The 19,792-nt window shown below is 41.6% G+C and carries 18 protein-coding genes; 13 read left to right on the top strand and 5 right to left on the bottom strand.

Features of this window, described 5'->3' with window-relative positions; translation table 11 throughout:
• Nucleotides 1-31: 31 nt before the first annotated feature.
• The 4 genes from JUE95_RS10060 to JUE95_RS10045 all read left to right on the top strand — a co-directional run bounded on the left by JUE95_RS10060 (nucleotide 32) and on the right by JUE95_RS10045 (nucleotide 4,001).
• On the top strand, nucleotides 32-964 hold the full coding sequence (locus JUE95_RS10060) for an energy-coupling factor transporter transmembrane component T (protein WP_235995436.1): 933 nt from the start codon (nucleotides 32-34) through the stop codon (nucleotides 962-964).
• The gene (locus JUE95_RS10055; protein WP_203651190.1) at nucleotides 940-2,598 is read left to right on the top strand and encodes an ABC transporter ATP-binding protein; all 1,659 of its coding nucleotides are present in this window, start codon (nucleotides 940-942) and stop codon (nucleotides 2,596-2,598) included. Before JUE95_RS10060 ends, JUE95_RS10055 begins: the two co-directional genes overlap by 25 nt.
• Nucleotides 2,595-3,332 (top strand): ECF transporter S component, encoded by a 738-nt coding sequence (locus JUE95_RS10050; RefSeq protein WP_235995434.1) that lies wholly within the window; start codon nucleotides 2,595-2,597, stop codon nucleotides 3,330-3,332. Before JUE95_RS10055 ends, JUE95_RS10050 begins: the two co-directional genes overlap by 4 nt.
• A gap of 84 nt (nucleotides 3,333-3,416) precedes the next feature.
• Complete coding sequence (locus JUE95_RS10045) at nucleotides 3,417-4,001, top strand: histidine phosphatase family protein (protein ID WP_203651188.1); 585 nt, start codon at nucleotides 3,417-3,419, stop codon at nucleotides 3,999-4,001.
• A 64-nt stretch (nucleotides 4,002-4,065) separates the two neighbouring features.
• On the opposite strand, the gene JUE95_RS10040 is transcribed toward JUE95_RS10045, so the two are convergent.
• The gene (locus JUE95_RS10040; RefSeq protein WP_203651186.1) at nucleotides 4,066-5,121 is read right to left on the bottom strand and encodes a prenyltransferase/squalene oxidase repeat-containing protein; all 1,056 of its coding nucleotides are present in this window, start codon (nucleotides 5,119-5,121) and stop codon (nucleotides 4,066-4,068) included.
• 380 nt (nucleotides 5,122-5,501) lie between these two features.
• Between JUE95_RS10040 and JUE95_RS10035 the strand changes: the two genes are divergently transcribed.
• On the top strand, nucleotides 5,502-6,671 hold the full coding sequence (locus tag JUE95_RS10035) for an iron-containing alcohol dehydrogenase (protein ID WP_203651184.1): 1,170 nt from the start codon (nucleotides 5,502-5,504) through the stop codon (nucleotides 6,669-6,671).
• A gap of 126 nt (nucleotides 6,672-6,797) precedes the next feature.
• Here JUE95_RS10035 and rbsK (JUE95_RS10030) read toward each other — a convergent pair whose 3' ends face one another.
• Together rbsK (JUE95_RS10030) and rbsR are read right to left on the bottom strand one after the other, a co-directional pair.
• On the bottom strand, nucleotides 6,798-7,718 hold the full coding sequence (rbsK, locus tag JUE95_RS10030) for a ribokinase (protein WP_203651182.1): 921 nt from the start codon (nucleotides 7,716-7,718) through the stop codon (nucleotides 6,798-6,800).
• 140 nt (nucleotides 7,719-7,858) lie between these two features.
• Nucleotides 7,859-8,872: a ribose utilization transcriptional repressor RbsR gene (rbsR, locus tag JUE95_RS10025; protein ID WP_203651180.1), complete on the bottom strand. Its 1,014-nt coding sequence runs from the start codon at nucleotides 8,870-8,872 to the stop codon at nucleotides 7,859-7,861.
• Nucleotides 8,873-9,010: 138 nt separating this feature from the next.
• Here rbsR and rbsD point away from each other — a divergent pair, with 138 nt between their 5' ends.
• Both rbsD and fucP read left to right on the top strand, forming a co-directional pair.
• Nucleotides 9,011-9,406 carry a D-ribose pyranase gene (gene rbsD, locus JUE95_RS10020; RefSeq protein ID WP_203651178.1) on the top strand — a complete coding sequence of 132 codons (396 nt, stop codon included), beginning with the start codon at nucleotides 9,011-9,013 and terminating at the stop codon, nucleotides 9,404-9,406.
• A 93-nt stretch (nucleotides 9,407-9,499) separates the two neighbouring features.
• Nucleotides 9,500-10,837: an L-fucose:H+ symporter permease gene (gene fucP / locus JUE95_RS10015; RefSeq protein ID WP_203651176.1), complete on the top strand. Its 1,338-nt coding sequence runs from the start codon at nucleotides 9,500-9,502 to the stop codon at nucleotides 10,835-10,837.
• 86 nt (nucleotides 10,838-10,923) lie between these two features.
• On the opposite strand, the gene JUE95_RS10010 is transcribed toward fucP, so the two are convergent.
• Complete coding sequence (locus JUE95_RS10010) at nucleotides 10,924-11,874, bottom strand: sugar-binding transcriptional regulator (protein ID WP_203651174.1); 951 nt, start codon at nucleotides 11,872-11,874, stop codon at nucleotides 10,924-10,926.
• 151 nt (nucleotides 11,875-12,025) lie between these two features.
• On the opposite strand from JUE95_RS10010, the gene deoC reads away from it, so the two are divergent.
• The 4 genes from deoC to JUE95_RS09990 all read left to right on the top strand — a co-directional run bounded on the left by deoC (nucleotide 12,026) and on the right by JUE95_RS09990 (nucleotide 15,412).
• Complete coding sequence (deoC, locus tag JUE95_RS10005) at nucleotides 12,026-12,673, top strand: deoxyribose-phosphate aldolase (RefSeq protein ID WP_203651172.1); 648 nt, start codon at nucleotides 12,026-12,028, stop codon at nucleotides 12,671-12,673.
• Between the two features lie 122 nt (nucleotides 12,674-12,795).
• Complete coding sequence (locus tag JUE95_RS10000) at nucleotides 12,796-13,812, top strand: aldose 1-epimerase family protein (RefSeq protein ID WP_203651171.1); 1,017 nt, start codon at nucleotides 12,796-12,798, stop codon at nucleotides 13,810-13,812.
• A gap of 12 nt (nucleotides 13,813-13,824) precedes the next feature.
• A complete protein-coding gene (gene rbsK, locus JUE95_RS09995; protein WP_203651170.1) occupies nucleotides 13,825-14,760 on the top strand; it encodes a ribokinase in 936 nt (311 codons plus the stop codon).
• A 226-nt stretch (nucleotides 14,761-14,986) separates the two neighbouring features.
• Entirely contained in the window at nucleotides 14,987-15,412 is a 426-nt protein-coding gene (locus JUE95_RS09990) for an Hsp20/alpha crystallin family protein (RefSeq protein ID WP_089088483.1), read from the top strand.
• A 65-nt stretch (nucleotides 15,413-15,477) separates the two neighbouring features.
• Here the strand turns inward: JUE95_RS09990 and JUE95_RS09985 are convergent, their stop codons facing one another.
• Entirely contained in the window at nucleotides 15,478-16,326 is an 849-nt protein-coding gene (locus JUE95_RS09985; RefSeq protein WP_235995432.1) for an aldo/keto reductase, read from the bottom strand.
• A gap of 152 nt (nucleotides 16,327-16,478) precedes the next feature.
• Between JUE95_RS09985 and JUE95_RS09980 the strand changes: the two genes are divergently transcribed.
• Together JUE95_RS09980 and JUE95_RS09975 are read left to right on the top strand one after the other, a co-directional pair.
• Nucleotides 16,479-18,803 carry a cation-translocating P-type ATPase gene (locus JUE95_RS09980; protein ID WP_203651169.1) on the top strand — a complete coding sequence of 775 codons (2,325 nt, stop codon included), beginning with the start codon at nucleotides 16,479-16,481 and terminating at the stop codon, nucleotides 18,801-18,803.
• 142 nt (nucleotides 18,804-18,945) lie between these two features.
• The gene (locus JUE95_RS09975; protein ID WP_203651168.1) at nucleotides 18,946-19,473 is read left to right on the top strand and encodes a DUF1836 domain-containing protein; all 528 of its coding nucleotides are present in this window, start codon (nucleotides 18,946-18,948) and stop codon (nucleotides 19,471-19,473) included.
• The last annotated feature ends 319 nt before the right edge of the window (nucleotides 19,474-19,792 follow it).

The following is a 19,792-nucleotide window of genomic DNA, read 5'->3' as shown; positions in this document are numbered from 1 at the left end:
TTTATCACGTTAAGAGTGGGGATGTCGTTTAATGGATAAGGACAAAAAGCAACGGCGGCCACGAATGGAGCGGAGAACCCGTTCTAGGCTTGTCTTTGAACAATTAAATCCGTGGGTAATGTTTACTTACTACGTTGTTACGATTGCATGTTCAATGGCTTTTTTGCACCCAATCTTTTTACTGGTTGAACTGCTTTTAGTCATCTGTGTGGACTTAGTTGCACATACTGGTAAACAAATGTTAATGGTTTTGGAAGGCAGTCTATTTATGACTGCCTTTATCATGATTTTGAATCCCTTAATCAATAATCGTGGGGCCCATGTAATTTGGACATTTGGAGGCACTATTATTACTGCTGAATCGATTTTTTACGGTTTTATGATGGCCTTGTCCCTGATTATTGTGCTGTTAACTTTTCTTTCTTATAACAAGGTATTAACCAGTCAAAAGTTTATGTATTTATTTTCAAGAATCTCTCCTAAACTAACCTTACTAACCATGATTACATTGCGTTTTGTACCGCTTTTTATTTCACGGTTAAAGAATCTTTCGCAAGCGCAAAAAATTCGGGGCATTGCAGTTACGAAGGGGAACGGTCATCAAAGGGGAATCGGTGCGGTCAAGATGATGCAAGTTTTGCTGATTCAGTCCTTTACCGATACGCTCCAGACTGCCGATTCCATGAGCGCCCGTGGGTATGGCAGCGGTAAACGATCCAGCTATCAGCGCTACCGCTTTTCAATACGTGATTTTGTATCGCTGGCTTGGTATCTCCTCTTAACTGGAGCTTGCTTCTACGCAGCTAGCCGTGGCATTGGTCGGATGACGGTTTATCCAAGCTTGGGTGCAATTGCGTTGACGCCTATTGGTTGGCTAGTTTTACTTGGAGTCGCAATATTGTTTAGTTTTCCTTTAATTCTAGAAGCATGGGAGTGGCTATGGTGGAACTTATTAAAGTCGTAGATTTTAATTTCGAATATTCGCTGGCAAAACATAGAAGTCTGTCAGATATTAATCTAACTGTTGAATCTGGTGACTTTATTACGATTGCCGGGGATTCTGGTAGCGGAAAAACAACCTTGCTGCGACAAATGAAGCCAGAGCTATGGCCGGTTGGCAAACGAACGGGCAGTGTCTACTTTGAAGGCCAGCCAATCTCAGAATTACCGAAACGGCAAAGTGCGCAAAGCATCGGCATGGTTTTTCAAAACCCTGATGATCAATTGGTGATGGACAACGTTATTCAGGAGTTGGCCTTTTCACTAGAAAATATCAATGTTCCAACGGATGTGATTCAGCAGCGAATTGCAGAATTGGTAAGCTTTCTGGGGCTTCAGGATATTTTATATGAGAATGTGCAGAATTTGTCTGGTGGTCAAAAGCAGCTGGTTAATTTAGCAGCAGTTTTGATTTTACGGCCAAAGCTGCTGATTTTGGACGAACCGACGGCACAATTGGATCCAATTGCGACAAAGGAATTTATTTCATTGCTGAACCGTGTTCACGACGAGCTCGGAATTGCCATTGTGATGAGTGAACACATTTTGGACGATGTGCTGCCGCTGTCAAATAAACTCTGGGTCTTGGCTGACGGTCAGCTGAAAGCTAAGGGACCGGTAGCGGAAGTCTTGAAAAACGTTTGGCAAGATCCGCATTTAAAAAACTTTATTCCAGATGTACCATATCTGTTCTTGCAGGAAGATTTACCGAACAAGCTGCGGTTAACCGATTTACCGCAAACTGTGGCTGAAGGCCGTGAAGTGCTTCAAGCTAACAACGTTAAGTTGAACGGTAAATTGCAAGTTAGGGCTGATCAGTCCGACCAGCCAGTCGTAGCTAAGTTGTCACATCTGGCATTTGAGTACGATAAAAATGGTAATTATATCTTAGATGACTTGAATTTAACTGTCCATAAGCAGGATTGGATCGCCATCATTGGTAAGAACGGGACTGGGAAAACAACGTTACTGAAAAGTGTGATGGGATTACTGTCTTTACGGCGTGGGCGTGTCAGTCTCTTAGGGAAAAAATTAAGTTATTGGGTTAAAAATAGCGCTCAATTTTATCAGGAAGTCTCCTATCTTTCTCAAACACCTAGTGATTACTTTAGTTACGATACGGTACGTGAAGAATTTATTGAACGCGCGAAACAGTTAAAGCTGAATGATCCTGAATCCGCGGCCGAATCAATGCTTCAAAAGCTGACGATTGAAAATATTGCCGATCGTAATCCTTACGACGCTAGCGGTGGTGAGCAGCAGCTGATTGCGCTGGGAATCCTGCTCTTTTCAAACCCTAAGCTGCTCTTCATGGACGAACCAACTAAGGGGTTGGACCCAATCCGACGCCAAGAGTTGGGTGATATTTTGAAAAAGCTTCAAGAAGAACAGGAGCTGACCGTTGTGATGGTGAGTCACGATATGAACTTTAGCGCCCAGTATGCAACTCAGTGTGCACTATTGTTCGATGGCAAGCTGGTAGCCCAAGCAGAACCGCATCAATTCTTTGCGGATAACTTTTTCTACACGACAACGGTTAATCGGATGCTTCGTTATCAATTGCCTAAAGCGATTCAGCGAGGGGAGGTCACACCTTGAAAAATAACCTTGTTGGTAAAATTAAGCATGTTAGTGGGTACCTTGTTTCTATCATCATATTCATTGCTTGCTTATTGTGGATAGTCTATTTTAATGGCGACAGGCACTACATTTTATTGAGTATGATCTGTTTGGTTGCCAGCATGCTGCCCTTTTATTGGCACTTTGAAACCAGGAACTCCGAGGCTCGTGAAATCGTCTTTTTAGCGGTATTGGCAACGATTGCTGCTTTGGGAAGAGTTGCGTTGGCAGCGGTACCTGGCGTGAAACCGACTAGCTTCGTAGTGGTCATGACGGGTCTGACATTGGGACCAGAGGCTGGTTTTATCGTTGGTTCAACGTCTGCTTTAGTGTCAAACCTGTTCTTGGGTCAAGGACCCTGGACGCCTTGGCAAATGTTTGCCTGGGGGCTGATGGGAATTACCGCTGGTTTGGTCCGTAACTTCAAGTGGGCACATAAGCGAAAATACTTAGCAGGACTTGGGGTTGCTTATGGTTTTCTGTTTGGCTGGATCATGGATCTATGGTATGCCATGGTTTATGTTCAGCCGTTAAATATCAAAACATTCATTGCTGCATACGCCACTAGCTTTTATTTTGACTTAACTCACGGGATTACAACAGCCGTTTTGCTGTTCTTCTTTTATGAATCGTGGTATAAAATTATTACGCGATTTAAGTACAAGTATGGGTTAGCCAATGTGCAGCAGGAAATTGACCAGCAAAGTTTTTAAACATTAAGTCACAGAGACAAACTAATTAAAGGGCTCAATTCGCTTTGAATTGAGCCCTTTGTAAACTTATACGAGGAGGTGGAGATGGCTGTGAAACTGTATTTTATTCGTCACGGGGAAACTGATTACAATGTGCAACGCAAATTTTACGGCACGACGGATGTTTCGATTAATCAAACCGGTCGAAAACAGTGTGAAACTGTGCGTGACAAGTTTAAGGGGCGAACAATTGATAAAATCTTAGTCAGCAGTCGTAAACGAACCCATCAATCAGCAGAATTAATCTTTAGTAATCGCCAGTATGAAGTTGCTGATTTTTTGGATGAATGGGGTTTTGGTAAATGGGAAGGTTTAGATGCTGATCAAATTCAAGCACAGTTCCCAGTCGAATGGGAATGCTGGTTAGCGGATCCCTTTGGCTATACGCCTCCGGCTTCACAGCCATATGCACAACATGAAAACAGAATTAAATCTGGTTTTCGAGAACTTGTTGCTCACACTTCCAAAGAGAGTTCAGTAGCACTCGTGACACATTTGGGGACGATTCGAGTGATACTGCACGACTTATTTCCCGACAGACCATTTTGGGAGATTAAGCTGACCCAGGGAAATTATACGTGCATTGATTACCAGAACCGGCAATTTTCAGTTGATACTTGGAATCAGTAATTTAGCGAAAATAAAAAAATCACCTGTCTTGAATTTATCAAGACAGGTGATTTTTTTGTCAGTGTTATTTGATTGTGTAAACGGATCGGTGCTGTTGTGCCTGTTTGTAGGCACCGATTGCCAAGTTAACTTGACCTACACCGTATACGTCACTGGAAGAGTCTTTAATTGTACCCTTAGAGTTGACGTAGCTCAACATTGCAACCATTGGTGAAGCGGTTTGTGAACTGAGAGAACGTGAGCTATTTGCGTACTTAGCCGTGCTCAGCTTGGTTGAGTAAGCAATGATGGCTTCAGCCGTTGAATTAGCGTTTAAAATCGTTTTTCCCAGGTAGTTGTAACCAAAGGCACCATTAGTCGAAACGTGGGCTTTCAAGTAGGATTGGCCCTTAGCCATGCTTGAAGTAACGGATTTTGCTGACGACTTTGAACGTGCTAAAGCAGTAACCGCCATTGCAGTGGTATCCGTATCAACATTAGCCAGCTGATTATCATATGCCCAGCCGTTATTGGATTGTTGGAGACTAGCTAAATTCTCGGCTAAACTGGTTTTACTGAACTTGGCTGATTTAGGACGGGAATAGCTACCTGTTGATAAGGCGATTAAGACTTGGCTGAGTGTACTAGTTGTTTGTTTACTGATCTTTGATTTGTAAAGCTGAGCAACCAGGTTGACATCTTTTTTACTGCCATACGGGCGGTATTTAGCTGGATTATAACCGATGCTCTTCAAGCCAACAATTGCTTTAGATAAAATAGCTGGATCAGTGTTTGATTTGAGGACCAAGTTCTTTCGAACCAGTGATTTCTGCGAACTGGTAAACTTGTAACCGTTTGCTTTTAAGCCCAATAGAAAGTCTGAGTAACCGTCGGCTGCACCGGAAGCTGGATAAGCTTTTTTGCTGAAAATAGTGGCTGCTTTTGAATCAAAGCCGTTGGCATTTTTTGCGAGCATTTTTTTAGCGTAATTATAAGTTGCGCTCGTTTTGGATTTGATAGTTTTACTTGAAGCTTTGTGGAATGTTGCAGCGTGTGCAACTGAATGTTGCTGAACGCCTCCCACAACAAAAAGCATTGCTAAAGACGTGGCCAGAGTGGCTATTTTTACATTAGTTTTCATATTGATTCCTCCAATACTTGATAGTTTAAGTTTACCACTAACGACTGCCTCATTCTTGCTGATTGGTGTATGAAAATTGTAATTTTACGTTCAAAGTAGAGAAATATACAAGCATTATTCCGTAATTTAAAATTATCGTTGAATTAGTCTAGTAATTGTGAAATTAGTTTTCAGATAGTGCTTGGAAGACAATATAAAATTAATCTGTTAAAACTTGTGAAATTTATCTAATAAAAGCATTTAAATGCTAATTTATCAGCATTATTAGTGGTTATTAAGATTGAACTAAGTAATAAAACAAACGTTTACTTCACTTTGTATTAGTGGTAATATCAATAGTGAATTAGGTAACATACAAACTTAAAGTAGGAGTGTAAATCATGAAGGAAAACTTTGATTTCTTAATGCCAAGTGTCAACTTCTTTGGTAAGGGTGTTATCAAGAAGATCGGCGACCGTGCCAAGATGTTAAACATGAAGATGCCTTTAATCGTTACTGATAAGGTCTTGGAAGGCATGGAAAATGGTCCAGTTGCCCAAACATTAGCTTCTTTGGATGCTGCTGGCGTAAAGTACGTTATTTTTGACGGTGTTGAACCTAACCCTAAGGTTCGTAACATTCAGGCTGCTAAGAAGGTTTACTTAGCTAACAACTGTGACAGTATCATCACCATCGGTGGTGGTTCTTCTCATGATTGTGGTAAAGGGACTGGTATCATCTTAACTAACGGTGATGACATCACTAAGCTGGCTGGGATCGAAACCCTCGAAAACCCATTACCACCATTGATGGCTGTTAACACCACTGCCGGTACTGCTTCAGAATTAACCCGTCACTGTGTGATTACTAACGAAGAAACTAAGCTGAAGTTTGTTGTCGTTTCATGGCGTAACGTTCCACTGGTTTCCTTCAACGATCCTATGCTTGAACTTGACGTACCAAAGGGCTTAACTGCCGCAACTGGTATGGATACTTTCGTTCAATCAATCGAACCATACGTTTCAACCAACCGTAACGATATCACTGATGGCCAATGTATCGAAGCCATTAAGTTAGTTGAAGAGAGTCTTCGTGAAGCCGTTTCAAACGGTCATAACCTTGAAGCCCGTACTAAGATGGTTGAAGCTGAAATGCTTGGTGGTATGGCTTTCAACAACGCTGACTTAGGTTACGTTCACGCCATGGCTCACCAATTGGGTGGTCAATACGATGCCCCTCATGGTGTTTGCTGTGCAATGCTGTTACCAATCGTTGAAAAGTACAACATCCCTGCTTGCCCAGAACGGTTTGCTGAATTAGCTAAGGCTATGGGTGAAAATACCGATGGTTTATCAACTCGTGATGCTGCTGAATTATCAATCAAAGCAATGCGTCAGATGTGTGACGATGTCAACATCCCACGTTCAATCAAGTCAATCGGTGCAAAGCCAGAAGACTTTGAATTGATGGCTGAGAACGCTTTGAAGGATGGTAACGCCTTCTCTAACCCACGTAAGGGTACTAAAGAAGATATCGTTAAGTTATTCCAAGAAGCTTACGACCAAAAGTAATTTAGTGGTAATTTAAAGAGGTCTGACAATTTTTGTCTGACCTCTTTTTTGCTTATAACGAATATTTTGTAATAAAAGAGACATGATTCGCAGCATAGAATCATGTCTCTTTTTCAGATTTTGGAATTATTTTTCAGCAACCGCCTGAATTTCAGCTAATTTTGGAATTGATGGCATTGCTCCCATACGTTGAACAGTAAGCGAACTAGCATGTTGAGCGAAGTTAATAGCATCAGTCATGTTACTGAAATCAGGTTTCAATTGAGAACTCAATGCGCCGATAAAAGTATCACCAGCAGCGGTTGTGTCGACTGGCTTTACCTTGAACGCAGGTAAGAATTCATGGCTGTTATCGTTAGCGTAGAAAGCTCCTTTATCACCAACAGTAATAATCAGGTTAGCAACACCCATTTTCTTAAAAGCTTGATAGTTGGCGAGCATAGAATCTTCATCGGTGACTTTAATTCCAGTTAGAGTAGCACTTTCAGTTTCATTAGGAACAATTACATCAGTTACTTTTAGCAGTTCTGGCAAAATTTCAGCAGCAGGTGCTGGGTTTAAAATGGTTGTTACGCCATTATCTTTAGCGATTTTGAACATTTCTAGTGCAGCTTTTTGTGGTGTTTCAAACTGTGCTACCACAAAGTCCGAAGTTTTAATTTGTTCCGTTGCTGCATCGATGTCTGCCGCAGTCACTCGCTGATTAGCGCCACCATAAACGACAATACTATTTTGACCTTTTTTATCTAATAAAATGGTTGCAGCACCAGTACCAGCCACTTCGTCTTCAGTAATATGAGTTGTGTTAACGTGATCTTCTTTTAAGCAATCGATCATAAAGTGACCAGCGTCATCCTTACCGATTTTACCAATAAAGTTAACTTTAGCACCGGCACGAACTGCAGCAATCGCTTGGTTAGCACCTTTACCACCAGCTGCGCTGCTACGACTTAAACTAGAAATTGTTTCACCGGGTAGTGGAATTTTTTCAATCTTAGACGTTGTATCAACATTTAAACTTCCTAGTACAGTAACTGTGTTTGCCATTATAAGGGTTCTCCTTTAAGTAATGATTAATGAACTAAATGAGTAACATCTATTAAAAGGTTTTACTATTTAGACTTCCACTTGTTATTAATTTAACAACAGAAATCCTAACACGTTTAGAAATCGTTTTCAATACTTTTTTATTTTTTTGGCACCGTCACGCTTTTTCTCTCAATCAGTCTTACAGGTAGCTCAATGACCTGTCGATCAATATTTGGTTTTTGAATTCGATTGATTAAAAGTTGGGCAGCTAATTCACCCATTCGAGAAATTGGCTGTTGGATGGTGGTCAATTCAGGTTCAACATAAGTCCCTAAATCAATGCCATCATAGCCCATGACTGAAATGTCTGTTGGAACTTGAATACCCTTGTTTTTTAGACCACGGTATAAGCCGATAGCCATTTCATCGTTTACAGTGAATACGGCTGTGACCTCACTATTAATAACGGCTCCAGCGGCTGCGAATCCGCCAGTCTTTGATAAAGGAGAATTGATTACGGTGATGATTTGCTCTGGGTCCATTCCCTGATTGATAACTTCTTCTCGAAAACCTGTAAGTCGTAATCTAATATTGCTGGTAGCATTGGATGGAACGACAATTGCAATTCGTTTGTGTCCCATTGAGAGGAGGTAATTGGCAACCAAATGACCACCAGTTTCATCGCTAGTCCGAATCTGATCACCATCGGATAACGGGTTCTGGTCCATTAGCAGGTACGGAATCCTATTTTTCTTTAAAATACCGTCGATAGTTTCTTTGGTAATGGAAGAACTGGCAATGATTAAACCATTAGTTCCGCGTCCGATTAACTGTTCAACGTAGTATTCTTCAAGCTGAGAATCATTATCACCGCTGAAATTAAAGGGAAGATATTCAAAGTCTCGGGAAACTTTTTGAATCCCGTCTATAAAACTACTGAAGAACGGGTTTCCAATATTGGGGACCACTACGCCGATAGATTTAGCTTCGTTTAAGATTAAGTTCCTAGCATTGAAATTTGGAATGTAGTTTAATTTGTCCTGTAATTTGTGTACTCGTGCAATTGTATCTGAACTAAATCGGTTACTTTTTCCATTCAATATTTGAGAGACCGTCGTCACTGATACACCGGCTTTTGCGGCCAATTCTTTAATGGTCACTTTATGTGTCATAATTCACTAACTCCTTAAAAAAATCTTGCAAGCGATTTCAACATGTGCTAGTGTAATAGTCGTTGTTGATTTAGTATTTTTAGTAAATGGTTTTAGCTTATGATTTAATTATATTGCAAGGAGGTACTAAAATCTATTATGAAAAAAACAACTGTTATTAACTCCGAATTATCTACGGTAATTGCGGGGATGGGTCACATGGACTGGTTAAGTATTGGTGACGCTGGAATGCCAGTGCCGATGGGTACTAAGAAGATTGACTTAGCATTAACAAAGGAAATCCCAAGCTTTATTGATGTCCTAAAAAACGTGTTGAGTGAATTGGAAGTTCAAAAGATTTATTTGGCTGATGAGATTAAAACTCAGAATCCAGATCAATTGAAGGCAATTCAAGAGTTGCTGCCAAATGTTGAGGTCGCTTTTATGCCACATTCAGACCTAAAGAAGAGTCTTGCCAAGACACATGCATTCATTAGGACTGGTGAGATGACGCCATTTTCAAATATTATTTTGGAGTCAGGAGTAACCTTCTAGTTTTTGTTTTTTGAAAGAAAAAGGTTTTAATAAAACCTTTTTCCAATTGTGCTTATTATTTGATACATTTAATTTAAAAGGAGAGAAAAATTTATGCAAGCATCCCAATCTAAACATGGTTGGACTCAACTATCAGATGGGTATTTGAGTAAAACACCAATTTTTCAATTTATCGTTGTTTCACTGATTTTCCCACTTTGGGGTTGTGCCGCTAGTTTGAATGATATTTTAATCACTCAGTTTAAGACTGTTTTCTCACTGAATGATGCGTCAACAGCCTTTGTTCAAAGTGCTTTTTATGGTGGCTATTTCTTAATTGCCATTCCAGCTTCACTTGTTATTAAGAAGAACACATACAAATTTGCTATTATGACTGGATTAATTTTCTACATTATTGGTTGTGCATTGTTCTTCCCAGCATCTCAAGTGGCTACTTACAGTATGTTCTTGGTTGCTATCTTTGCGATTGCAATTGGTTTAAGTTTCTTGGAAACCTCATGTGATACTTATAGTTCAATGCTTGGACCGAAAAAGTATTCTACGATTCGTTTGAACATCTCACAAACTTTGGTTCCGTTAGGTGATATTGCCGGTATTTTACTTGGTAAGTACTTGATCTTCGGTAAGGTCGGTAACTTGTCAGATAAGATGGCTGGCATGCACGGTGCAGAACGCATTGCCTATGGTGAAAAGATGCTTCAAATGACCTTGCGTCCATACAAGTACATCTTGATTGTGTTAGTTGTTATGCTGATTATCTTGGCGGTTACACCAATGCCTCGTTCAAAGGCTACTAACCAAGATGCTGAAAAGGCTGTTGAAGAAAAACCTAGCTTAGGCGAATCAATCAAGTACTTGTTGACTAACGGACGTTTCATGAAGGGTGTCGGTGCACAATTTGTATACGCCGGTATGCAAACCACTGTTTGGTCATTCACTATTCGTTTAGCACTTAACTTAATGAACATTTCTGACAGTGCCGCTTCTACCTTCATGGTATGGAGCTACGTTGCTTGGTTTGTTGGTAAATTGGTTGCCAACTCATTTATGAGTCGTTTCTCAAGTACTGGTGTTTTAACTTGGTTCTCACTGTGCGGGTTCATTACCTTGGTTATTACATTTACTGTACCAAACGCAACTGCTGTTTATGCAGCGATTGCCACAAGCTTCTTCTTTGGTCCTGAATGGCCAACGATTTACTCACACACGTTGGATACCATTACTGAAAAGAAGTACACCGAAACTGGTGGAGCCTTAATCGTTATGTCACTTATTGGTGGTGCGATTATTCCATTCATTCAAGGTGTTGTTTCAGATATGACAGGTTCAATGCAGTTCTCATTCGTTGTTCCAGCTATTTGTTTCGCCATCATCACCGGTTACTTCTGGTCAGAACATCGTATTGATGCTAAGGCTGGTGCCTTGAAGTAATATAGAAATTAAAGACTGAATTAAATTTCGGTGATATAAAAGCGACCTGTTAAAGCAGGTCGCTTTTTTGTTGTGGACACGATAATTTAGGACAGTAGCAATGCCTGTGCTGAATTAATATCCGTGATCAGTACATTGGCATAGTGAGCCTTTAAAGCTGCTTTCATTGGAGCTACTTTGGCTTCACCACCGGCAACCAGAATAGAATAGGTTTTTTTTTGCAGTTGTGCTAACGAGATTGCCACGGTCCGGTCATCTAAGGATCGGTCAACAATCTGGCCATTTTTATCAACGAAGTGAGAATCGATATCACCAACGGAATGTTCACGCAGATAGGCAATTTCTGATTCTGTGAGGTAGCCTAAGTTAAAGAGCATCGCTGTAGGTCGAGTCGTTCCTACTGTATAAATAGCGATGTTAGCGTCGTAACCTTTTTGAAGTGTATCAGCAATAAAGCGGTCTTGGACCACGATTGATTTGATCTGTGGCCGATCAAAAATTACCGGTAACGGCAAAATCAACGCATCGGTGTGAAAAGCCCTACTAAAACGGGTGGTAATGTCGGCTGAAAAGTTATTGTGGCCGGCGTTTACCATGCTCCCCTTTAAATGAACAATACTGACATTTTGTTTATTCGACGGTTTTAAATGAGTGGCTACAGCATAGAGCGTATTGCCCCAGCTGATACCAATAGTATCGTTGTCTTGAACGATGGTATCTAAATACTCGGCGGCTTTCTCGCCCAATTTCTGGGTGATGATGTTCTCATCGTCGTTAGTCTCGGTGGAAATAATGACAGTTTTTAAATCATACTTCTCCTGCAACTGCTTTTTTAGTGTAGCGGTACTTGCCAAAGGATCATTGATTTTAATCTGGACTAAGCCAGTTTCTTTCGCAGTCTGTAGCGCTCGTGAAATCGTCGGTCGGGATAGGTGTAGTTTTTTGGCAATTTCAACTTGACTAAGCCCATCAATGTAATGGTACTTACTGATCTTAACGAGTTGGTTTATTTTTTTCTCAGTGCTATCCGATAGCATGTGCTCATCTCTAATCTGTAATTTTAGAGACAGTATAGCATATAAAAATAAATTTTACATAATTTCTCTGTATGCGTTTACAATTGTAAAATTTCGTGGTATCTTACAATTGTAGTTATAAAAACGAAATCGAAGGGTAGATGGATACTTTATGAATTTGAACGAATATATTGACCATACGTTATTGGCACCAGAAGCAACGAAAACGGATGTGGATCGCGTTATTACAGAAGCAATCGATAACAAGTTTGTGTCAGTGATGATCAATCCTTACTGGGTTTCTTACGTACATGAAAAAGTAAACGGTACCAATGTTAAAACAGCAACGGTTATTGGCTTTCCTCTAGGAGCTAATACGACTGCTATCAAGGTCGCTGAAGCTAAAGATGCCATTGCTAATGGTGCGGATGAAATCGATATGGTGATGAATATTGGCGAGTTCAAGGGTCAAAATTACGATGCCGTTGAAGATGACATTAAAGCGGTCGTTAAAGCTGGGCATGATAAGAACAAGATCGTCAAGGTCATTATTGAAAATGCCTTACTGACACCAGAAGAAACGGCTAAGGCTTCTGAAATCGTGGCAGACGCTAAGGCGGACTTTGTTAAGACGTCGACCGGGTTCTCAACTAGTGGTGCCAAGGTTGAAGATGTTAAAATTATGAAGAAGGCAGTTGGCGACCGAATTGCCGTAAAGGCTGCCGGTGGTATTCATACAGCCGATGATGCCAAAGCCATGATTGATGCTGGTGCTACCCGTTTGGGGACCAGTGCTAGCATGAAAATTATTGGTAAGTAACTGAATTTCAAATAAAGTTTTGAGGTAAATGGCCAAGTAGCCATTTATTTTAAAACAATAAATGAAAGCGGTTACTCGGATGGACCGGTGCAATCGTTTTTGAACTATAAGGAGTGTCAATTTTGAAAAAATTCAATTTAAGTCATGATATGTTTAGCAAAGCAGAATTTGAATTGTACAAAGATGACGACTTTAAGGTGACTACATTTACCTACCCTTCAGGAATTGAAGCAATGAAGGTTGAAAATTCTCGTGGTTATTTGACCTTATTGCCATTTCACGGCCTGATTATTTGGGACGCTATTTTCGATGGTGTTTCATTGAAAATGAAGGATATGTTCAAACAACCATTGCTAGGTCCAGGAATTGCCGATACTTACGGCTGTTTCCAATTTACTTCAGGCCTGTTAGCAAACGGGACTCCGGGACCCGAGGATGATTATCAATTGCATGGTGAATTTCCTACCAGTGATATGGACCATTCCTACATTACTTTAGAAGACGGTGAAATGACGGTTCACAGTGATTATGAATACGTTAAGGGCTTTGGGTATCATTACCTAGCCGAGCCATCTGTAACTATGCATAAGGGTAGCGGACTGTTCGATATTCGCTTGAAAGTCACGAATTTGTCCAATTATCAACCGATGCCGCTGCAATATCTGTGCCACATGAATTATGCCTACGTTGATAATGCCAAAATGAGTTCCAATATTCCGGATGAGGATTTTCAGTTGCGTCAGACGATTCCTTCCCACGTTCACCCGACACCCGAGTGGACTAAGTATAATGATGCGCTGAAAGCATCTGGCAAACTGATTAATCAACTGGACGATCCTGATCACTATGATCCCGAAATCGTCTTCTTCTCAAAGGATCTGAGTCAAATTACACCTGAAGCTGAATTCCGTGTTGATATTGGTGATGGCAAGAACTTCTTGACCAAATTCGACACCAGTGAATTTCCGATTGCAACTCGTTGGATTTTATATAATGCAGACCAACAAGTTAATGCATTTGCAATCCCTGGTACGAGTACACCAGAAGGCTTCACGGCTGCTAAGAAGGCTGGAACTTTGATTTCGTTGAAAGCACAAGAGAGCCGTAGCTTCAAAGTTACGACCGGACTAGAAAATTAAGGGGTGACATAAATGACAAAACCTGATGTATTGGTAATTGGTTCAAACATGGTCGATCTGATCACTTATGTTGATCGGATGCCAGTTGAAGGCGAAACTATCGCTGCGCCAAGTTTTGAAATGGGTTGCGGTGGCAAGGGCGCTAATCAAGCAGTAGCTGCAGCAAGGCTAGGTTCGAACGTTTCCTTTATCACCATGCTTGGCAGTGATGACTTCGGTAAGATGCAGCTCCAAAATTACAAGGATGTCGGCATCGATACGTCCACTATCGGTATTGGTGAAGCTAACAGCGGGGTTGCACCGATCTTTGTTGATCCGAGTTCTGATAACCGGATCATTATCGTCAAGGGTGCGAATAATGAACTCACTCCGGCCGTTCTAGAAAAGTACGAGGACTGCATCAAAGAAGCCAAAATTATTGTGCTTCAGCAGGAAATCCCGTTGGAAACTGACTATCGTGCCATTGAACTGGCTAATCAGTATGGTGTGCCAGTATTACTTAATCCTGCGCCAGCCAATAAGGATTTAGATATTGATTATGCTCGCCGAGTGGACTACTTCGCACCCAACGAAACTGAATTGTCGTCACTAACCAAGATGCCGGTTGATACGATGGATAAAATTGAAGCAGCTGCTCAAAAGATGGTTGATCTGGGTGTTAAGAACATGGTCGTCACACTTGGTTCTAAGGGTGTACTGTGGGTCAACAAACAGCACAGCGAAGTTATTCCAGCTATGCATGTTAAGGCTGTGGATACAACTGGTGCTGGTGACTCATTTATTGGTTCATTTGCCCACTATATTGCTGCTGGAGATTCTGTGGATGATGCCATTCGACACGCTAATGAATACGCTGGTGTGACTGTGACACGGAAAGGTACTCAGAAGTCGTATCCATCAGCTGACAAATTCAAGATATTAAAAGAAAAAATATTTATTAACCAATAAATTGTCTTTAAAAGGAATGAGAAACACCAGTTTGACGGTGTTTCTCATTCCTTTTTGTTAATAATTGAAAACAGGAATTAGCACTCTTGACATTGGAGTGCTAATTCCTTGCATCTCTGACCAATACTGACTAATATATACAGTGTAAGGTTGGTAAGGTTGGTAAGGAGGTAAGAACCAATTACCGATCGACCTTATTTGAAAATTCTGAAAGGGGTTTTGCTCTATGACTAACTACTTAACTAACAGAAACTTTAACGATTTGGATCCAATGAACTTCTTCAACGATTTGGGTAACTTTGGCCAGAAGTTCTTTAACAACGATGAAATGAAGACTGATATTAAAGAAACCGACAAGAGTTATGAAGTTGCTGCTGAATTACCTGGCTTCAAGAAGGATGGCATTCACATTGATTACCGCGACAACACGTTACGGATCAACGCCGTTCACAACTTGGATAAGGAAGACAAGGATGAAAAGGGCCGTGTTCTTCGTCAAGAACGCAGCTCAAGCAACGTCACCCGCAGCTTCTACCTGCCAGGTGTTGACGAGGATAATGTCAAGGCAACCTATGATGGCGGTATTCTCAAGTTGAGCTTGCCAAAGATGACTGAAGACAAGCAAGACAGCCACCACATTACCATTGACTAATGATTGATCAGGTTTTGATTGCATCCACTAAAAGGCAACCCGAAATTTTTCGGGTTGCCTTTTTCTTATGCTTTATAAACTTTGTATTGTTTACCAGTTTCATATACGATTTCCGGGTCGTCACCAGTTCGCTGATTACGGTTCAATAGATCAATCATGCCGCTTTCGTCTTCTGATAACTCAAAGTCTAATTGATGATTCTCGGTAATTCGGCTGGGTGTTTTTGACTTTGGAATCACGGCCGCACCAGTTTGCAGGTGCCACTTTAAAATCAGCTGTGCAACTGACACGTCATGGTGAGCTGCCATTTTCTTCAGCATTGGATTATCTAATGTGATCCCGCGTCCTAGTGGACTCCAGGCCTGTGTGACGATGTCCTGGCTTTTATCAAACTCGATGAGTGCCCGTTGATTTAAGTACGGATGCCGTTCGATTTGGTTGACTACGGGCATTTCCTTAGCTTGAGTTTTTAAGAGCTCCAAGTGAGCCATACTGTAGTTGGAAACACCGATTGACTTCACTTTACCATCAGCCTTGAGCTTCTCTAGTGCGCGCCAAGTTTCAAAGAAATGCTTTTGAACCGGCCAGTGAACCAGTAATAGATCAAGATAGTTAGTTTTTAAGCGTTCCAGAGAATCATCAATGCTTTGAATGGCATTGTCGTAACCTTGGCTAATCTCGGCAACCTTTGACGTAATAAAGACCTGGTCGCGTGGAATCTGCAGGTTGATTAAAGTTTGCCCCAAAAGGTCCTCGTTGCGGTAGAGCTGCGCGGTGTCAAATAAACGATAGCCTGCATTAAAAGCGGTTTTGATGGCAGTATCCATCATCTCTTGGGTATTAATGAGGTAAGTGCCAAAACCAACCAGCGGCATTTCGTTACCATCAGCCAGTTTAATAGTCTTCTCAGTCATTTGCGATACTTCCTTCTCTGATAGTCTTCGAATCCATTATAGCAAAAACGCTTACAATTATTGGCTTTTCCTTAAAGAACTTGGCGGATTTCCCCAAGTTGCCCAGAATTTTTGTACAATATGGTTAAGATGTACGGAAGGTGGTTTAGAACATGCCGATTACACAAGGCCTAACAGCAAAAGAGGTACAGCAGCGAATCGATGCAGGACAGCAAAATGAGCCCGCACCATCGTTAACACGATCGATCAAGGAAATATTCCGGGATAATTTACTGACCTGGTTTAACTTGATCAACGTTATTTTGGGTGCCTTAGTTCTGATCACGGGCAGCTATAAAAACGAGCTGTTTTTAGGAGTTGCTGTGGTAAATACGGCGATCGGTATTTTTCAGGAAATTCGTTCTAAACGGCAAATTGATAAAATGAGCCTGCTGTCCGAATCGACTTATGAGGTTCAGCGGGCAGAGGGACCGGTTGAGCTTCACCAAGATGCAATTGTCCAAGATGATCGCTTAATCATGCATCGTGGCGATCAACTGCCGGTAGACGGCCTAGTTTTGGAAACCAAGGGGATTGAAGTCGACGAGTCACAGATTACGGGTGAAGCCACACCAATTTCAAAAACAACGGGAGATACCGTAATATCTGGCAGCTTTTTAGTCAGTGGACAGGCAGTGGTCAAAGCCACCCACGTTGGGACAAAAAGTTTCATTAATACGCTGTCTGGAGAAGTCCAGTCAGGTGAAAGTTCGAATAGCCAGTTGCTGAGCACCATTAACCGCATCATTAAGATTTTAACGATTGTGATCGTACCCTTGGGCGCGGTCCTGTTTATCTCGCGGTTGCTCAATCATAGCAGTATTAATCAGGCCATATTAGGAACAACCGCGGCCATGATCGGGATGATCCCTGAAGGGCTGGTTTTGCTGACGTCGGTTTCCCTGGCGGTTTCGGCGATGAATCTTGCAAGGCATCGGGTCCTTGTCCGGGAACTGCCTGCCATTGAAGGTTTGGCTCGAGTTGACGTCCTGGGACTGGATAAAACCGGGACGATTACCAGCGGCAAGCTGCAGCTGCGCAAAATTGTGCCATTGCAGCAGCAAACACTCGACCAGTTAAAATTGATTATTGGTGGCACCATTAACGCCATTGGCGACGACAACGAAACTGCACAGGCGCTGAACAGTGTGTTAAGTGATCCAGGCTGGCAGCCAACTAAAGTAGTGCCGTTTTCCTCAGCAAGAAAGTGGAGCGGTGTGAGTGTTTCAGAGGGTAATTATGTGATCGGGGCCCCGGAGTTCGTCCTTAAGCAGGTGCCTGCAGAATTGGCTAAGCAAATTGAGGGCTACGCAGCGGACGGCTTCCGGGTACTCTGCATAGCACGAACTACGGAAATGGCCGCTGATAATTTGGGCAAAGTTACCGTACTTGGCTTAATCCTAATTGAAGATGAAATCCGCGAAAACGCCGTTGACACTTTTCGCTACTTTCAGAATCAGGACGTTGCACTAAAAGTTATTTCCGGTGATAACCCTACTACAGTCGCTAACATTGCTTCTCGTGCCGGGATTAAGCACTGGGATCAGATGATCGATATGAGCAGTTTGGATTCTGATATTGATTATGACCAGTTGGTGGCTCAATATACTGTCTTTGGTCGGGTGACACCCGCCCAGAAAAAGCAGCTGGTAATGGCCTGGCAGCGGGCAGGCCATTCGGTGGCCATGACGGGTGACGGCGTCAATGATATTTTAGCGTTACGTCAGGCTGACTGCGGAATCGCAATGGCTAGCGGCAGTGAGGCGGCAAAAAGTATCGCTGATTTTGTGCTGGTGGACTCGAATTTTGATGCCATGCTCAACGTGCTTAATGAAGGGCGCAGGGTGGTTAACAACATCGAACGGGTGGCGTCGTTATTTTTAATTAAAACCATGTATTCGGTAGCACTGAGCGTGATTTTTATCTTTATGAATAACGGTTATCCTTTCCAGCCAATTCAACTAACACCAATTTCAGTACTAACGGTGGGTATTCCCACTTTCTTCCTGGCTTTGGAGCCGAATTATCAACGTATCTCGGGTCAGTTTATGCGGCAGGTTATGGTGATTGCGGCACCGTCTGCCATTTGCGTTGTAACCTATATTCTCATTATTGATTTGGTTGGTGGGGTGCAGTTCAACTTAACATACGCGGAAACGTCGACACTTTCAGTTTTGCTAACGGGTGCTGTTTGCCTAGTAGCGCTACTGATGGTCGCCAGACCGCTTAACCGGATGAAAATTACCCTAGTGCTATTAATGGCCGGTTGCTTTGCCCTGATCTTTGTTTTCTTTGGGAAGCTTTTCTCATTGGAAAGTATTTTTAACTGGGAGATGGCCCTGTTTTACCTGCCATTGTTAGCCAGCGTCTACCCTTTCTTTTATATCGTTCAAGAAGTAGTGGGTAAGCGAATACTGGCTCGAATCAATTGGCGTTAATCGATTAATTGATCATCGCAGCCTCACTTATGATTGAATTAGTGAGGCTGCTTTTAATCTTTTTATCTAGTTACGGAAACTAGATAAACGTGTTATAATAACTATGAGATAATGAAATTTACGATATGAAGGAGTGGCAAAAATGGCAGAATTCGATCAATATAACCGTTGGGAAGCGCAGATTCGCCAAGTTCAGTTACCGCATTGGAGCGAATTACCAAAGTTTGATTTATATATGGATCAGGTCGTGGCCTTCGTTAATGATGCAATCGGTCAATTAGGTGTTGAACCGATCACACCAGCAATGATCAACAACTACGTCAAGCACCAGGTGATTATTGCGCCGGTTAAAAAGAAGTATCAGACCATGCAGCTGGCAGATCTTTTATTGATTGGGCTGCTGAAGCCGCTCTTTTCAACCGAGACGATTCGGCACGGTATTGATCAAGTGACGGCGGGAGATTTTCCAAAACAGGCTTACGATAATTTCATCGATGTTTTGAATCGTGCACTGAAAAATTTGGGTAAGGGACAACCAGAAATACCAGCTAGAACCTTGAACGACAAGCTGATGCAGGTTGCTGCCGACACGATCGTCAATCGCATTCAATCTGAACAGCTGTTGCGGATGATTGAAAAGCCAATCAAACCAATTAAAAAAGTTAAGTAAATTCTTTAAAAAGTTTCGATTTATTTCGGAACTTTTTTATTTTGCCGTGAAAACCCCAGTATTATAGGAATTAGACAGTAATTGTAAATTATTTCCAGAAAAAGTTTCATTTATAATTACATTAGCGTTTAAATTCACAAAGTTTCAATATAAGCGCTTACATTATTGATTTAATCATGAAAGCACTTGTATACACTGGTATGACGGTAAACGGAAAAGGGGAAAACAGGGTAAAAATAATTTAATTCTGCCTATTTACATTTTAAAAAAGTGTGATAATATAGTTTTTGTGAAAGACATAACAAGGAAATCAACCAAA

It is taken from the genome of Secundilactobacillus yichangensis (genome assembly GCF_016861565.1).
GTDB classification, from domain to species: domain Bacteria; phylum Bacillota; class Bacilli; order Lactobacillales; family Lactobacillaceae; genus Secundilactobacillus; species Secundilactobacillus yichangensis.
The sequence above is the reverse complement of the archived record's forward strand: the minus strand, read 5'-3'. Positions and strand labels throughout refer to the sequence as shown.

Excerpts from the sequence above, each read along its gene's own strand:
- JUE95_RS10060 (WP_235995436.1), top strand. The coding sequence starts at position 32 with ATGGATAAGGACAAAAAGCAACGGCGGCCACGAATGGAGCGGAGAACC.
- JUE95_RS10055 (WP_203651190.1), top strand. The coding sequence starts at position 940 with ATGGTGGAACTTATTAAAGTCGTAGATTTTAATTTCGAATATTCGCTG.
- JUE95_RS10045 (WP_203651188.1), top strand. The coding sequence starts at position 3,417 with ATGGCTGTGAAACTGTATTTTATTCGTCACGGGGAAACTGATTACAAT.
- JUE95_RS10040 (WP_203651186.1), bottom strand. The coding sequence starts at position 5,121 with ATGAAAACTAATGTAAAAATAGCCACTCTGGCCACGTCTTTAGCAATG.
- JUE95_RS10035 (WP_203651184.1), top strand. The coding sequence starts at position 5,502 with ATGAAGGAAAACTTTGATTTCTTAATGCCAAGTGTCAACTTCTTTGGT.
- rbsK (WP_203651182.1), bottom strand. The coding sequence starts at position 7,718 with ATGGCAAACACAGTTACTGTACTAGGAAGTTTAAATGTTGATACAACG.
- rbsR (WP_203651180.1), bottom strand. The coding sequence starts at position 8,872 with ATGACACATAAAGTGACCATTAAAGAATTGGCCGCAAAAGCCGGTGTA.
- rbsD (WP_203651178.1), top strand. The coding sequence starts at position 9,011 with ATGAAAAAAACAACTGTTATTAACTCCGAATTATCTACGGTAATTGCG.
- fucP (WP_203651176.1), top strand. The coding sequence starts at position 9,500 with ATGCAAGCATCCCAATCTAAACATGGTTGGACTCAACTATCAGATGGG.
- JUE95_RS10010 (WP_203651174.1), bottom strand. The coding sequence starts at position 11,874 with ATGCTATCGGATAGCACTGAGAAAAAAATAAACCAACTCGTTAAGATC.
- deoC (WP_203651172.1), top strand. The coding sequence starts at position 12,026 with ATGAATTTGAACGAATATATTGACCATACGTTATTGGCACCAGAAGCA.
- rbsK (WP_203651170.1), top strand. The coding sequence starts at position 13,825 with ATGACAAAACCTGATGTATTGGTAATTGGTTCAAACATGGTCGATCTG.
- JUE95_RS09990 (WP_089088483.1), top strand. The coding sequence starts at position 14,987 with ATGACTAACTACTTAACTAACAGAAACTTTAACGATTTGGATCCAATG.
- JUE95_RS09985 (WP_235995432.1), bottom strand. The coding sequence starts at position 16,326 with ATGACTGAGAAGACTATTAAACTGGCTGATGGTAACGAAATGCCGCTG.
- JUE95_RS09980 (WP_203651169.1), top strand. The coding sequence starts at position 16,479 with ATGCCGATTACACAAGGCCTAACAGCAAAAGAGGTACAGCAGCGAATC.
- JUE95_RS09975 (WP_203651168.1), top strand. The coding sequence starts at position 18,946 with ATGGCAGAATTCGATCAATATAACCGTTGGGAAGCGCAGATTCGCCAA.